The following is a 14531-nucleotide window of genomic DNA, read 5'->3' as shown; positions in this document are numbered from 1 at the left end:
GGTCCTCTGGGCCAGGATGCTTTACTAAATATTAGGGCTATGCCAACCGGAACCTATATAAATAACAAACAGCCACTCTTTGTTCAAGAGAAACCTCAACTATGCACAATTGAGGTGAAATTGAATACGGCGCAAGCAGCGTCAAAGTAAACTATAAATTGGCCAAAACAGAAGGGTTGACGGGCAAAAGGATGTCTGTTAAAAACACTTTATAATCAAAGCATTATCGCCTAAGAATGTTTAAATTTGAATGCCCCGTTACTTTGTCGGAACGTAGTGGAGATCCTGCTGCACCGGGGCGGCGCGGGATGAATTCAAATAAAAGAAAGGATAGTAACCTCTTTAATGCGAAAGTTGGAACATTTCGCTTATTATATCCCGTCCCGCTTTCAGCGGGGCGGGAGTTTCATAAAATCGTAACACGATTTTATTGTGAGAAAGGGATATAAAAATGACACGTAGAAAAAACAAAAAATTTGCAGAAAAACACGGGCCCCATGCAAAACCGGACCGTCTGATTCAGGACGAAATTTTAAAACATGCCAAAAACAATGAACTCCCCTGTGCCGTTGTTTTTGAGATTGCAAAAGATCTGGGAATTGCAGCCGATCTGGTCGGAATGACCGCCGATCTTATTAATTTCAGACTTATTAAATGCCAGTTGGGGTTGTTCGGATATTATCCCAAGAAAAAGATGATACCGCCTCATACTCAGGTAGACCCGGACTTAAAAAATGCTATTTCAGAGGCTCTAATCAATGAAAAGCTGCCGTGCAAAAGTGCCTGGGAGATCGCATCACGTTTTAACCTCCGCAAGATGGCTGTCGGCGGCGCCTGCGAAGCCCTGAAAGTAAAGATAAAGCCTTGCCAGATTGGTGCATTCTAATAAAATCGCGAAGTGATTTTATGAAAATTGTCCTACAAAAGGGTTAAAGCGCTTTTCCTTTTCGATCGTCGTTTCGGGACCGTGTCCTGAAAGGACCCTAACGTCGTCGTCCATTTTAAAGAGTTTGTTCTGTATGCTCGATACTAAGGTGTCAAAATCGCCGCCGGGGAAATCAGTGCGTCCGATGGAGCCGGCAAAAAGCGTATCCCCCACAAAAACAATTCCATTCGCAAAAAGGGAGATACCGCCCGGAGTATGCCCGGGGGTATGAATAACTTCTAAAGTAATCTCTCCAAAGGAAATCTTATCACTCTCTTCGATAGTGCGATCACACGGTGGAGAATTTTCCACTGAAATTCCAAAAATAGCGGCGTTGGAAGAAAGCATACCCAGCATGTCAGCATCAAGGGGATGGATCAAAATGTCGGCAGCGGTCGCTGCCTTCATTTTACCGTTGCCGCTGACATGGTCGAAGTGGCCATGAGTATTGATGATATGCTTCACCTGCAAATTTGAATCGGCCAACGACAACAGGATTTTATCGGTATCACCGCCGGGATCAATTACGACCGCTTCTTTTGTTTTGTCACACCCGAAAATAAAACAATTTGACATCAGCGGTCCAACAACAAGTTCTTTGATAATCAAGATAACCTCCCACAATAAAATCGCTTGGCGATTTTATATAACGTCCCGCCTAAGGCGGGACTCAAAAAAAGATAATTCCTAAATCAAATTTTGTTACCGATTACCGGCGGCCGTGCGCTTTTTTGCCTGCTGAATCAAATCAACAAGGCTTACCATCTTGGGCTGGGGTCCGGCATTTGCAAGAGTGTTAAACTGCTCCTCAGACAGGTATTTTTTCAAATATTCGACAACATCGAAGTATTCCCACCAGCAGTCGAAAATCTTCCAACAAGCCGCACCGTCGTCAGGGCCCATTCGACAGTAGCCAAATGAAACCTGGCCGCCTAAACGGGGGCATCGTTGCTCAAGATAGTCTTTATTTTCATCCATTGTCTAACCCGAACTTTTAAAGAACTGGCCCGGATATTTTAAAATATGAATTCCCCGCAGCTTGTCGTAGCGTAACAAAGATCCCGCTAATCGGGGCTGCGAGGAATATTCGACCGTAAGGAAATTTAGCCCCGCTTTAAAAGCGGGGTAAACCTTTCGCTAAGTTGATCCCGTCCCGCTTTCAGCGGGGCGGGATTTTCATAAAATCGTAATACGATTTTATTAGTTAACGGCTTTTAACCAACTCAGGCTTTGGAAAATTTTCAAATACTTTTTGTGAAGCTAACAACTCTTCTTCCGTCAAGGCAAAATTTTGCAGTTCACCGGCAAGATATTTGTCATAAGCCACAAGATCGATAAGTCCGTGCCCGCTCCAGTTGGCTAAGATTACTTTTTCTTTACCTTCTTCTTTGGCCTTTTGGGCTTCATCGATGATACAGGCCAGCGCATGGTTGGTTTCCGGAGCCGATATCATACCTTCAGTTCTTGCAAACATCATTCCGGCCTTCATGGCATCAAGCTGGGTGGCGGTTCTGGGTTCGATAATCCCTTCGACTGCAAGCTGGCTCACGGTAGGAGACATACCATGATATCGTAGTCCGCCGGCATGTACCGGGGGCGGAACAAAGGCATGCCCGAGACTGTACATGGGCAAAAGCGGCGTGTATCTGGCGGTGTCGCCGTGATCATATACAAACGGAGCTCTTGTCATTGTCGGGCAGGCCGCCGGTTCCACCGGGTAAATATCAATTTTTTTGCCGTTAATTTTGTCAAGGACAAATGGATAAGCGATGCCCGCAAAATTGCTTCCGCCGCCGGCACACGCGATAATGATATCAGGGTATTCCCCGATTTTTTCCAGCTGCTTTTTGGCTTCAAGACCGATAATGGTCTGATGCAGCATCACATGATTTAGAACGCTGCCCAATGAATAGCGCGTTTTACCGGTCTCATCGGTGACGGCGGCTTCAATGGCCTCACTGATGGCGATACCGAGGCTTCCCGGTGTTTCAGGATCCCTTTCCAGGGCATCACGCCCGGCTTTGGTCTCCGTACTGGGACTGGCAATACACTTGGCGCCCCAGGTTTCCATCATGGATTTGCGATAAGGCTTTTGGTCAAAACTTACCCGAACCATGAAAACCTTGCATTCAATTCCGAACTGGGAGCAGGCAAAAGCGAGGGCGCTTCCCCATTGACCGGCACCGGTTTCAGTAGTAATCTTTTCAATTCCGAAAACCTTGTTGTAATATGCCTGCGGAACGGCTGTATTTGGTTTGTGGCTTCCGGGAGGGCTGTTTCCTTCGTTTTTAAAGTATATCCTGGCGGGGGTATCAAGGGCCTTTTCAAGGGAAAGGGCTCTGACAAGCGGAGATGGCCGCCAGATAGTTAAAACGTTCAGCACCTCTTCGGGGATGTCGATCCATCTTTCGGGGCTCATTTCCTGTTCTATCAGATTCATTGGAAAGACCGGTGCCAGTGCATCCGGCGAAACCGGTTTCCCGTCAGGACCCAGCGGCGGATTCAACTTGATATCGGCAAGTATGTTGTACCATTGTCTGGGAATCTCATCTTCCGTCAAAAGAACCTTTCTAACTTCCATATTACCCTCCTGTTTTTATTCTACCGTGTTTGGGGAAAAATTGATCTTTACGTCAACATCCTTGTTTTCCAATGCCCGACGAATGCTGTCGAGAATCCCATTGATAAAGGCACCGGATTCTTCGGTGCCGAATTTTTTCCCGATGTCTATGGCCTCGTTTATGGACACTTTATGCGGAATATCTTGGCAGCAGAGCAGTTCATAGACTGCAACCCGCATGATGTTTCTGTCAACACAGGACATCCGGTTTAGTTTCCAGTTATTGGAATAGCGCGCAATGACGGCGTCAATCTCAGTTCTGGTATGTAAAACACCGTGCACCAGTTTAAGAAAAAAAGAAAGTGTTTTGCTTGAAGGCGTAAAATTGTCGCAAAAACGCTCCAGCACATCTTTTGAGCCGTTGGGGCTCATATCTATGGAAAAGAGCGCCTGCATGGCAAGCTCTCGTGATTTGCGTCGGTTTCCCACAATTATGCCTGATCGACTATCTCAATCAAATTTGCCATTTCCACGGCGTTTACGGCCGCACTCCATCCCTTATTTCCGGACTTGGCACCGGCACGTTCGATGGCCTGTTCAATAGTATCGGTTGTTATTATCCCAAAGATTACAGGAACTCCGGATTCCAGACCGGCCATAGCGATTCCTTTGGACACTTCGGCACTCACATAATCAAAATGCGGTGTGGCCCCGCGAATCACCGCCCCCAGACAGATAACAGCGTTATAACGGCCCGATTGGGCCATCTTTTTGGCGATGAGCGGTATTTCAAATGCGCCGGGAACCTTGGCGACTTCAATATCTTTGTCCCTGGCGCCGGATCGTTTAAGAGCGTCAACGGCTCCTGCAAGAAGCCTGTCGGTGATAAAATCGTTAAATCGACTCACAACCACGGCAAACTTTTTGCCTTCTGCCAGAAGATTGGCTTCAAGAATTTTCGGCATCGCTGTCCCTCCCGTCTTAAATCATAGAGTTGGGTTCAAAGGTTCAAGGTTCAAAGGTTCAGAGGTTGATCCCCTCATTTAATTACCCATATGGAATCAATGGTATAGGAAAAAAGCGCGAAGCGATTAACCTCTCCGAGGCGTAGGATCGTGCCTCTACGAGCCGGAGGCCTGAACGCTGAACCGTGAACCCCCTAACCCAGACCGACCGGATGTCCAATTTATGTACAGTCCGGTAGTGTATAAAGGCCTACGGTCATCATTGTCTGATAAATGACGAGGTCTGGGTTAGGGTACTGCATCGATATTTAGCAGATGTCCCATCTTGAATTTTTTACACTCAAGGTAACCCCGGTTGTATTTGTTCGGCTCGGTTTCAGTCGATACCTGTTCCACAACACTGAGACCGTAACCTTCAAGTCCTACCATTTTTTTGGGATTGTTGGTAATGAGCTTCATTTTTTTCACGCCGATGTCGACCAGGATCTGTGCACCGATACCGTAATTTCTCATATCCGGTTTGAAGCCAAGTTTTTCGTTGGCCTCCACCGTGTCAAGACCCTGTTCCTGAAGCGCATAGGCTTTTATCTTGTTAACCAGACCAATGCCGCGTCCTTCCTGCCGGATATAAAGGAAAACACCACAACCCTCATGGTCTATCATTTCCAGCGCCGCCTGCAACTGTTCGCCACAATCGCAGCGCAGTGAACCGAAAATATCTCCGGTCAGGCACTCTGAGTGAACCCGCACAAGGGCTGGTTTTTCCGGGTCGATATCACCCTTGATCATGGCCACGTGCAGCAAATCATCAATATCATTTTCATAAACAATTACTTTGAATTCTCCCGCGATAGAAGTGGGAATAATGGTCTGGGCCGCTCTTTTCACAAATGATTCGGTGCGCATCCGGTATTCGATCAGATCGGCGATGGTGCATATGCCGATACCATGTTTTTCACTGAACTTTTCGAGGGCCGGCATCCTGGCCATGGAGCCGTCTTCGTCCATGATCTCACAAATTACCCCGGCCGGCTTTAAACCGGCAAGACGCGCCAGATCTATAGAACCTTCGGTCTGTCCGGCACGCACCATCACGCCACCGTCCCGTCCCCGCAGCGGGAACACGTGTCCCGGTCGTACAAGATCACGCGGCTTGGCATCTTCAGCCACGGCGGTCAGTATGGTAGTGGCACGGTCGGCGGCAGAAATGCCGGTGGTAACACCGCATCTGGCCTCAATTGAAACTGTGAAACCGGTTTGAAACGGTGACGTGTTGTGATCGACCATCAATGGAAGATCCAGGCTGTCTATTTTGGCGGCGATCATTGAAAGGCAGATGAGTCCGCGCCCGTATGTCGCCATAAAATTTATGTCTTCAGGGGTGACGGCTGCCGCCGACATGCACAGGTCGCCTTCATTTTCACGGTCTTCATCGTCAACCAGAACGACCATGCGCCCTTTCCTTATCTCTTTGAGGGCTTTTTCGATGGTTAGTTGTGACATATTTCGAGGTAGCCTCTTCCTTTATATATTATTATCTAAACTGATCGGTTCTAGGTTCAGGGTTCTAGGTTCAAAGGTTATAACATCCTGACATTACTTAATGCTACAACTCAATGTCAGGATTGGTCTTTTGCACCCATTGGGTGAAAGTTACTTGCCGCCTCTATTGAGGCGTAACTCTTTTGGGTTGAGCCTGTAAGGGCTCATTAACCCGGAACCTTGAACGTTGAACCGCTCAACCTACGTATTATATAAAACCGGTTTTTGCTAATAACTGCATGTCAATCGACGATTCACCGGTATCATTATTATCGGGATGCCGTTTTTCTGTAACAAAACGTTCAACATATTTGCCGATCATGTCGGTTTCAATATTGACCGGAGCGCCGATGTTCTTAAAGCCGATAGTAGTCAACCTGGCGGTATGCGGAATAATACTGACTTCAAAACTGTCCCGACCGCAGTTATTGACGGTAAGACTGATACCATCCACAGCAACCGAACCCTTTACTATTATATAGCGCGCCAGGGATTCCGCTATTCCGATAGTAACAACAACGGCATTGCCTTCCGGTTTTTTTTGTTTTACGACCCCCATACCGTCGATATGCCCGGAAACCAGGTGGCCGTCAAGGCGGTCGCTAAGGCGCAGGGCACGCTCAAGGTTAACACGCTCCCCGATTTTAGCCTTTCCCAAGGTGGTCTTTGCCAAAGTCTCGGGAGACACATCGACGTTAAAACGTTTTCCGTCGATTGCAACCGCTGTCAAACAGGCACCGCTGACTGCAATGCTGTCGCCGATCTTGGTATGATCAAGAACGAGATCTGCTTCCACGGTGAAGCGTTTGCCCTGACCGGCAGGCTGGATCTCTTTAATAGTACCGAGACCTTCTATGATACCAGTAAACATTGTATGACTGTATGATAATATTTTTGATTTAACAATTTACTAGTCTATAAGTACTTGCTCCCAATCATCGGAAAAGATGCTTGATACTCGATACTGGATAAAAAATTTGAAAACAAATGATTATCAAAAGTCCAGCATCCATCATCAAGCATCAAGTATCCAGCATCAAGTATCCAGTATCAAGTATCCAGTATCTATCTTTTGTCAATATAACCTTCGATCATGACATCATCGCCGAATTGCCTGACGTTAATATCTCTAACCGGCAGGCACTCTTGCATCAATTCCGGGCCCGGTCCCCGGCATACGGGAACGCCGTCATCTCCACCCATAATCTTAGGAGCGTAAAAGAAGACGATTTTATCAACGATACCTGCTGCAAGAGCTGATGCAATCACCCGGCTGCCCCCTTCTATCAGGAGGCTGGTTATACCCAAAGCACCCAGATGCGTCATAAGCCTGTCAAGATCTATCAGATCGTCTTTAACAGGGGATTCTATAACCTTGGCACCTTTTTTTTCTATTCTGGACTTTTTATCCTCAGAAACAGAAGGGCCGGTTATAATGAGTGTATCAGAATCAGAATCAAGCCGCAACAACTTCGCAGTCTCTGGAATTCGCAAGTGGGAATCAAGGATAATCCTTGCAGGATCCCGGCCCTTTTGCTGCATGGCGCCGGACAGTCGGGTTGTTAAATGGGGGTCATCTCTGATGACTGTGTCAATTCCGACCATGACAGCATCTACAGCATGCCGGAGCCGGTGAACGAACTGCCGCGACTTTTCACCGGTAACCCACCTGGAATCACCGGTTCTGGTTGCGATCCGGCCGTCCAGCGTGGCAGCACATTTTATAATTGAGAACGGCTGTTTTGTTTTAACGTAACTGACAAAAACTTCGTTCAGTTTCCTTGCTTCGTCTTCACAAACCCCCAAGGTAATATTTATGCCGCGGTGTTTTAAATAATCCATGCCGTCGCCCTGAACATCGGGGTTGGGATCCTTGATAGCGATAACAACCCGACTGATGCCGGCGTCTAAAATTTTTGCGGTACAAGGCGGTGTTTTTCCGGTATGGTTGCAGGGTTCGAGGTTAACATAAAGCGTTGCGCCTTTTGCATGGATTCCGGCATTATCAAGGGCATTGACTTCAGCATGGGCACTGCCGGCGTCCTGGTGATACCCCTTACCGACTATTTTGCCACCCTTTACAATGACCGCGCCGACCATGGGGTTGGGTGACGTAAAGCCCCGTCCTTTTTCAGCCAGTTCGAGGGCTATTTTCATGAAATGTTCGGCGTCCATTTTTGCCTCAACCGATATTGTTTATGCAATATCCTGGCTCATCCAAAGGGTGAACAATTTGATAAGTTTTAACAATAACAATACAGATAATTTGTCACAGAGCGAAGTACCTATAAATCAACACCAAAATCTTAAAACCTAAAACGCGATGAATTCGACTTTTTACGACGCCATCAACGTTTGTTCAACAGACTTTTAAGTTCCGCGACAAAATCGTTGACATCTTTGAATTCTCTGTAAACCGATGCGAACCTTACATAGGCGACATCGTCTAACTCATGGAGTTTCACCATGATTTTTTCGCCGATGTCGTGGGAAGGTATCTCTTTCTCTCCGGTCTCCCTAAGATCGCGCTCCAGCTCTTCGAGAAATTGGTCGATAACATGCACACTGATGTTCCGCTTTTCGCAGGCCTTTTTGATCCCTGTTCGTACCTTTTCGCGGGAAAAAACCTCGCGGCGGCCATCTTTTTTTATAATCATAACAGTAACTTCTTCGATATGCTCGTAAGTTGTAAAGCGCCGGGTGCAAATAATGCATTCCCTGCGTCTGCGGACGGCATGCCCGTTTTTGCTTAACCTGGAGTCGATGACTTTGTTGTCAATTTCGGCACAAAATGGACACTTCATGAATCCTCCCTGTCTGCGGTTTGAGACTTGATGAATTCTTAAAAAGTCGAATTCATCAAGGGCTGATAGTAAAAAACTATTTTTTTAAGTCCCGAATGCTTTCGAGACGTCGTATAAAATCGCGATATAATTTTATAGTTTTATAACTTCAATGCCGGCGGCTTCCAGCATCTCAGCGGACATGGCATCGGCGTATCCGGATTGGTGAAAGATTTTTAAGATACCGGCATTTATGATCATTTTTGCACATATGGAACATGGCAGATTTGTGCAGAAAAGCGTGGCCCCCTTAATGGAAACACCATGAAGTGCGGCCTGAATAATTGCATTCTGTTCAGCATGGATGCCCCGGCACAATTCATGATTTTTCCCCGATGCCACATTCAATTGCTCACGCAGGCACCCGACCTCACTGCAGTGTTCGATACCGGTGGGGGCTCCGTTATAGCCGGTGGCAAGAACCCTTTTATCTTTTACGATGATAGCACCGACCGCACGCCTGAGGCACGTAGTGCGTTTGGCTACCAAAAACGTAATATCCATAAAATAAGTTTCCCATGAAGGGCGGCCACTTTCATATGACACTTATATTCAGTCTCCTTACGTTAATTTGTAGGCGTTCACAGGTTCAGGGTTCACAGGTTCAGGGTTCAGAAGTTCAGCCTGCGACGAGCCCTTCGGCTGTGAGCCCTGTCGGCGAGCTCAGGTCGAGCCGCTCAGGGTCGAACGGCTCCCTTCGGTCTGAGCTCAGGGTCGAAGACAGCCGAGTCGGGTTGATTTTTTTTGTTAAACTTTACTGTCGGCGTTCACAGGTTCAGAGTTCACCGTTCAGGGTTACCTTTCTTTCGTTGAACTTGCTCGTAAGCCAGCAAGTACTTGATGAAACTTCCAATGGCAACACAGATGCGCCCGGCATGATCATACACAGTCTGACTCAGCATTCGTTATGTATTGTTGATCCAACGCTACGTAAAGCTCAATCTGGACTTTAGTGCTCAGATTTGCGGTGAACACAAAACCTCTGAACCTCTGAACTCTGAACCCTTGAACGGCTACAATTTGGCCTTCTTTGTCAGGCCTTAGACCTTGCGAGTTAACTCCCGGGCCAACTGCCATGCCTCAATATCTTCAAATCGTTCTATTCTCATGCCTTCTCTATTCAGAGCTGGTTAATTAACGGTTCAAATTTCTGAACCTTTGAACCCTGAACCTCTGAACCTGTGAACGATTACGTTAATCTTTGTACATTGGAAAAGCGTTGCAGAGTTCGCCAACCTTTGCTCGTGTAGTCACAATAAGACTTTCATCAGCTATGTTTTGAAGGACATCAACCAGAAGCCCGGCGATAATTGCCATCTCCGCCTCTTGCATACCGCGTGTAGTTATGGCAGGTGTGCCAATGCGGATACCACTCGTTATAGTAGGGCTTAATTCCTCCAACGGTATAGAATTTTTATTGATGGTAATTCCGGCACGGCACAGAGTGTCCTCGGCCTCTTTTCCGGTTATATTCAAGTTTCTCAGATCCACAATGATCATGTGGTTATCAGTACCATCGGATATTAGTTTTAAGCCCGCGTCCATCAAATGCATTGCTAAGGCTTTGGCATTTTTTACAATATTTACCTGATAATCTATGAATGATTCATCCAGGGCTTCTTTGAATGCGACAGCTTTTGCGGCAATGACATGCATCAGCGGTCCACCCTGAATTCCGGGGAATATCTCTCTGTCCAAGACGTCAGCGTAATCTTCTTTAGCTAAAATCAGGCCTCCGCGTGGTCCTCTCAATGTCTTGTGCGTTGTCGAAGTGACAACATCCGCAAACGGTGTTGGAGACGGATGAATTCTTGCCGCCACCAGGCCGGCGATATGCGCCATGTCCACCATTAAAGAGGCGTTAACCGATTCAGCTATTTGGGCAAAGGCTTTAAAGTCAATTGTGCGCGGGTAGGCGCTGGCTCCGGCAACGATCATTTTAGGTTTGTGCTTGCGTGCCAGCTGCGCCACTTCATCGTAGTCGATAGTTTCTGTTTCTTTGTTGACGCCATAGGAACAGAAATTGTAAAGCCTTCCTGAAAAATTGGCCGGACTTCCGTGTGTAAGATGCCCTCCATGCGACAAGTCCATCCCAAGCACTGTATCTCCCGGCTCCAGCAGAGCAAAATAGACAGCCATGTTAGCCTGTGATCCCGAGTGCGGCTGAACATTAACGTAGGCGGCATCAAACAGTTCTTTGGCGCGATCAATAGCAAGTTTTTCGGCAACATCAACGTATTCGCATCCGCCATAGTAGCGCTTACTCGGATAACCCTCGGCATACTTATTGGTGAGAACACTGGCTTGAACCGCCATAACCGCCCGGCTGGCAATATTCTCCGATGCAATCATTTCCAGCATGCTTTCCTGTCTGGCAAGTTCACGTTCAATGGCACCGGCAATATCAGGATCTACTTGCTCAATAAGCTTTGCGTACAAATCTCCGTACCTCTCTGATAACGAATAACACCGCAGGCGTTCACAGGTTCAGGGTTCAGAAGTTCAGCCTGCGACGAGCTCAGCCGAGTCGGGTTGCTTTTTTTTGTTAACCTTTACTAACTAGCCCCGAACCTCCTGGCCTCCGGCTCGTAGAGACATGAGCCTACGCCTCGGAGAGCACGACGTAGCTACAGCATAGGCGGCTGAACCTTTGAACCCTGAACCTCTGAACCTGTGAACGGTTATGTTTTATTTAGGAACCAACCTAAAGCCGAAGTTTTCCATTTGATAAATATACAGTCCGTCGACTTTCAAGAAACCGTTTGCATATATGCCCGGAAACGGGCTGTCAATGATTTTAGTTACCGTTGCTTCAACTTCAACCTTTTTATTTTCCGGAACCACCTGGCCGCGATAGGTCCAGTTATGGGGATCATCGCTGATTAGTTCAAAGCGGTGGCTGCCGGCAAGCTCCTTCCATCGGTCCAGCGCCATGAATTTGACCAGTTGCAGGAAGGATTCAATTCCCAGAGAACCCGGACAGACCGGGTCCTGGTAAAAGTGAGCCTTGAAAAACCATTCCTCCGGGTTGACCTGTTTGGTAGCGCGAATAAAGCCTAATTTTTCGGGGCCGCCTTGCGCTGCGTAGATTTCAATAGTGTCGATCATGCGCAGCGCATCGGCCGGCATTGCCAGGGAGGGTGATGGATCCAATTGAGGATCATCCGGTGTCAGCGGCGCCTGGTTGTCAAAGCTGTGGGAGCGGGCGCTGTGCAACTCATCTGCGGTGGGATGGTAGACCAGATTTTCGGCTCCCCGGATGCCGATCTGCTGATCCAGGGTTTCTTTGGAGAAAAATCCGAAGTACGTATTACCCGCATAGATAATTTCAGCATCCTGCAGAACTTCAAAGTCAAAATGTTCAATGATCATCTCTCCGGCTTCGGAAACTTTTGTCATGCGAGTGCGTATGGTCAGGGTCTTTTCCCCAGGAAAGACCGTGCGGCGCATGACGGCCCTGCCGCCCAGATTTCTGAACTTGAGATCAGTTTCACTGCGCAGGGCCGAACCCAGGTAAGCGGCCAGCCATCCACAGGGCTGCAGCGCGATTTCGAGCAGCACGCAGAACGGCATGGAGCCGGAGCGGTCGGCCTTGAAATACCAGGCCATCGGCCGCAGGTCATACTCGGCTTCTATCCACCCGTCGGGCTTCAGCACCCATGCCCGGGGTTCAATGGCAACAACGCGGTCCATAAAAGAGTAGGGCGGACCCGGCAGTCTGGCAATCAACCGTTCTTGATCAAACACCCTGTACGGCTCGCCGAATGCTTTCGACGGTTTTCCGACGGCAAATGCCAGAATCCTGTCGCGGTCATAGAGGGCCGGTTTCTGGATCCTGGATACTGGTTTCTGGTTGTTGGATGCGACTCGACTGAGCTCGCCGAAGTCTGGTTGCTTGGAACCGGCTGCTGATACTTCCTGTTTGACTTCTTCTGACTTCTGCCTTCTGTCCTCTGTCTTCCTCCACACGGCTTCGATCTCGGCCCGGGTAACCCCGGTCATTTTCATGGACATGTCCTTAAACGACACGATTCTTTGTCCGTCGGCATACATCAGGGCATCGGCCATTACATACGGTTCCGGGTCGTAACCCAATTCCTTGATCTCGATTTCGTACCGGACATGCCTGGTCCGGGGAGTTACCGGCCCTCGGCATTTAAGCACGCTGGCAACCCCGACCACCGGTTCGTAGCAGGTTTCAGACTTGTCCGAAACCCAGCCCAAACGCTGGAGAAAGACTCGCAAGGTATGGGTGCAGCATTCATACATGAGCGTTCCCGGCATGACCATGTCATCCATGAAGTGACAGGTCAAAAACCAGTCATCAGGATGGATATCGGCCTCGGCCCGGATCAATCCCAGCCCATAACGACCGCCAACAGGATCGAGCAGCAGGATGCGGTCGATAAGCTGCATGCGTCCGCCCGGGAGCCGCAGTGACGGGGCCAGATCGATTCCGTCAAAGAGCGGCCCAAAACACCGGGCAAGCTCACCTGTTCTGAGGGCGGCCATAGCCTCATCATTATAGCTTTCCGCATAAACCGGAACAAGATCTTGCCAGTCCGAAGCTTGTTTGCCGGCCAATGGGCGCGTATCCTCCTCGGTTAAGATAATTCCGCCGGAATTGCGCACTTCTTCATCTGTGAAAAAACCGGCGCAGCCATTGAACATGCTGATGAGATGGTCATCGCCGATAAAACCTTCGAAGCGGAAAAAGAAAAGATAAGTATCACCCTGGCGGACAAAATTATCGATTTCGATTTCGTAGCGAATAACATCACCCGGACGCGGCAGACCTCTGTGGAATTTAACGACAGCATCCAGCAGCCGGTATTTACGCATACCCTTTACTTTAAGATCAATGCCCAGATAGGAGCACAGGAAAAGATCCGCCTGGCCGGCTTCAACCGCGATACATACCGGTGCGCGATTGCCGTCGAGGTACCAAGCTCCGGGCAGCACATCATGTTCGGTTACCAGGCGGCCGGAGCCCAGGGAGCCTTTTTCACCTTGCAGCTCAACGATGCGGTCCACCAGCATGAGGGGCTCGTCCGGCAGACGCACCCTGACGTCATAAGTATCGATGACCGCAAATTCAGGGCCTAAGACTTTGGCGGCAGATCCGACGGCAAACTCCAGACACATCTCACGGCTAAAGACGACTTTGCGGTCGGAAACCCCGGAAGAGGGCCGGGGAGTTTCTTGCTCTTTTTGAATCAGATCTGAAATAGAAACCTTCTTTTCTTGGGAGGCTATGGTCTCCAAAAGCTGCGTCTGAAAGTCAAAAGTCTTGGCAAACCCTTTGGCAAGATCGTCTGAAAATTGCAAAAAGGCTTGATGGGCTTTTGATGTGGCCGCAATATTGTCTGTCAAGGGCTGTATCAATTCTGAATAGGGTATGCTGGATACTGGTTTCTGGATGCTGGATGCTGGATGCTGGATACTGGATGCTGGATACTGGATACTGGATGCTGGATGCTGGATGCTGGATACTGGATGCTGGATGCTGGATGCTGGATGCTGGATGCTGGATACTGGATGCTGGATGCTGGATACTGGATGCTGGATACTGGATGCTGGATACTGGTAACTGATTACTGACCTCCGACCTCCGACCTCTGACCTCGGCAGTTCAAAGGTCTCTTAATTGGACATCAGATGCCCGACCGCCTGCTCCAGCCCATCCAGGGTGAGTT

14 protein-coding genes are annotated in these 14531 nt (G+C 48.5%); 2 read left to right on the top strand and 12 right to left on the bottom strand.

Translation table 11 applies throughout. The annotated features are described in order from the left end of the window. Nucleotides 1–451 precede the first annotated feature (451 nt). Entirely contained in the window at nucleotides 452–886 is a 435-nt protein-coding gene (locus V3S16_RS06605) for a hypothetical protein (protein WP_413883879.1), read from the top strand. Nucleotides 887–904: 18 nt separating this feature from the next. Here the strand turns inward: V3S16_RS06605 and V3S16_RS06600 are convergent, their stop codons facing one another. From V3S16_RS06600 to V3S16_RS06545, 12 genes are all read right to left on the bottom strand, one after another. Further along, nucleotides 905–1534 (bottom strand): MBL fold metallo-hydrolase, encoded by a 630-nt coding sequence (locus tag V3S16_RS06600; RefSeq protein ID WP_413883878.1) that lies wholly within the window; start codon nucleotides 1532–1534, stop codon nucleotides 905–907. Nucleotides 1535–1627: 93 nt separating this feature from the next. Then, nucleotides 1628–1903: a hypothetical protein gene (locus V3S16_RS06595; protein ID WP_413883877.1), complete on the bottom strand. Its 276-nt coding sequence runs from the start codon at nucleotides 1901–1903 to the stop codon at nucleotides 1628–1630. Between the two features lie 226 nt (nucleotides 1904–2129). Then, nucleotides 2130–3506, bottom strand: coding sequence for a TrpB-like pyridoxal phosphate-dependent enzyme (locus tag V3S16_RS06590; RefSeq protein WP_413883876.1), 1377 nt, complete (start codon nucleotides 3504–3506; stop codon nucleotides 2130–2132). Between the two features lie 15 nt (nucleotides 3507–3521). Further along, nucleotides 3522–3974 (bottom strand): transcription antitermination factor NusB, encoded by a 453-nt coding sequence (gene nusB, locus V3S16_RS06585; protein WP_413883875.1) that lies wholly within the window; start codon nucleotides 3972–3974, stop codon nucleotides 3522–3524. 2 nt (nucleotides 3975–3976) lie between these two features. Further along, nucleotides 3977–4450, bottom strand: a complete 474-nt coding sequence (ribE, locus tag V3S16_RS06580) for a 6,7-dimethyl-8-ribityllumazine synthase (protein ID WP_413883874.1) — start codon at nucleotides 4448–4450, stop codon at nucleotides 3977–3979. 288 nt (nucleotides 4451–4738) lie between these two features. Beyond that, on the bottom strand, nucleotides 4739–5953 hold the full coding sequence (locus tag V3S16_RS06575; RefSeq protein WP_413883873.1) for a bifunctional 3,4-dihydroxy-2-butanone-4-phosphate synthase/GTP cyclohydrolase II: 1215 nt from the start codon (nucleotides 5951–5953) through the stop codon (nucleotides 4739–4741). A 247-nt stretch (nucleotides 5954–6200) separates the two neighbouring features. Then, a complete protein-coding gene (locus tag V3S16_RS06570) occupies nucleotides 6201–6863 on the bottom strand; it encodes a riboflavin synthase (RefSeq protein ID WP_413883872.1) in 663 nt (220 codons plus the stop codon). A gap of 194 nt (nucleotides 6864–7057) precedes the next feature. Then, complete coding sequence (gene ribD, locus V3S16_RS06565; protein WP_413883871.1) at nucleotides 7058–8167, bottom strand: bifunctional diaminohydroxyphosphoribosylaminopyrimidine deaminase/5-amino-6-(5-phosphoribosylamino)uracil reductase RibD; 1110 nt, start codon at nucleotides 8165–8167, stop codon at nucleotides 7058–7060. 173 nt (nucleotides 8168–8340) lie between these two features. After that, entirely contained in the window at nucleotides 8341–8796 is a 456-nt protein-coding gene (gene nrdR / locus V3S16_RS06560) for a transcriptional regulator NrdR (RefSeq protein ID WP_413883870.1), read from the bottom strand. A gap of 132 nt (nucleotides 8797–8928) precedes the next feature. After that, complete coding sequence (locus tag V3S16_RS06555; RefSeq protein WP_413883880.1) at nucleotides 8929–9339, bottom strand: deoxycytidylate deaminase; 411 nt, start codon at nucleotides 9337–9339, stop codon at nucleotides 8929–8931. 690 nt (nucleotides 9340–10029) lie between these two features. Continuing rightward, a complete protein-coding gene (gene glyA, locus V3S16_RS06550; protein WP_413883869.1) occupies nucleotides 10030–11274 on the bottom strand; it encodes a serine hydroxymethyltransferase in 1245 nt (414 codons plus the stop codon). Between the two features lie 249 nt (nucleotides 11275–11523). Further along, entirely contained in the window at nucleotides 11524–14208 is a 2685-nt protein-coding gene (locus tag V3S16_RS06545; RefSeq protein WP_413883868.1) for a hypothetical protein, read from the bottom strand. 25 nt (nucleotides 14209–14233) lie between these two features. On the opposite strand from V3S16_RS06545, the gene V3S16_RS06540 reads away from it, so the two are divergent. After that, entirely contained in the window at nucleotides 14234–14425 is a 192-nt protein-coding gene (locus V3S16_RS06540; RefSeq protein ID WP_413883867.1) for a hypothetical protein, read from the top strand. The last annotated feature ends 106 nt before the right edge of the window (nucleotides 14426–14531 follow it).

Origin of the sequence: Candidatus Desulfatibia sp. (assembly GCF_036446775.1) — a bacterium.
Taxonomy (GTDB): domain Bacteria; phylum Desulfobacterota; class Desulfobacteria; order Desulfobacterales; family UBA11574; genus Desulfatibia_A.
This window is presented reverse-complemented; position numbering and strand designations above follow the sequence as displayed.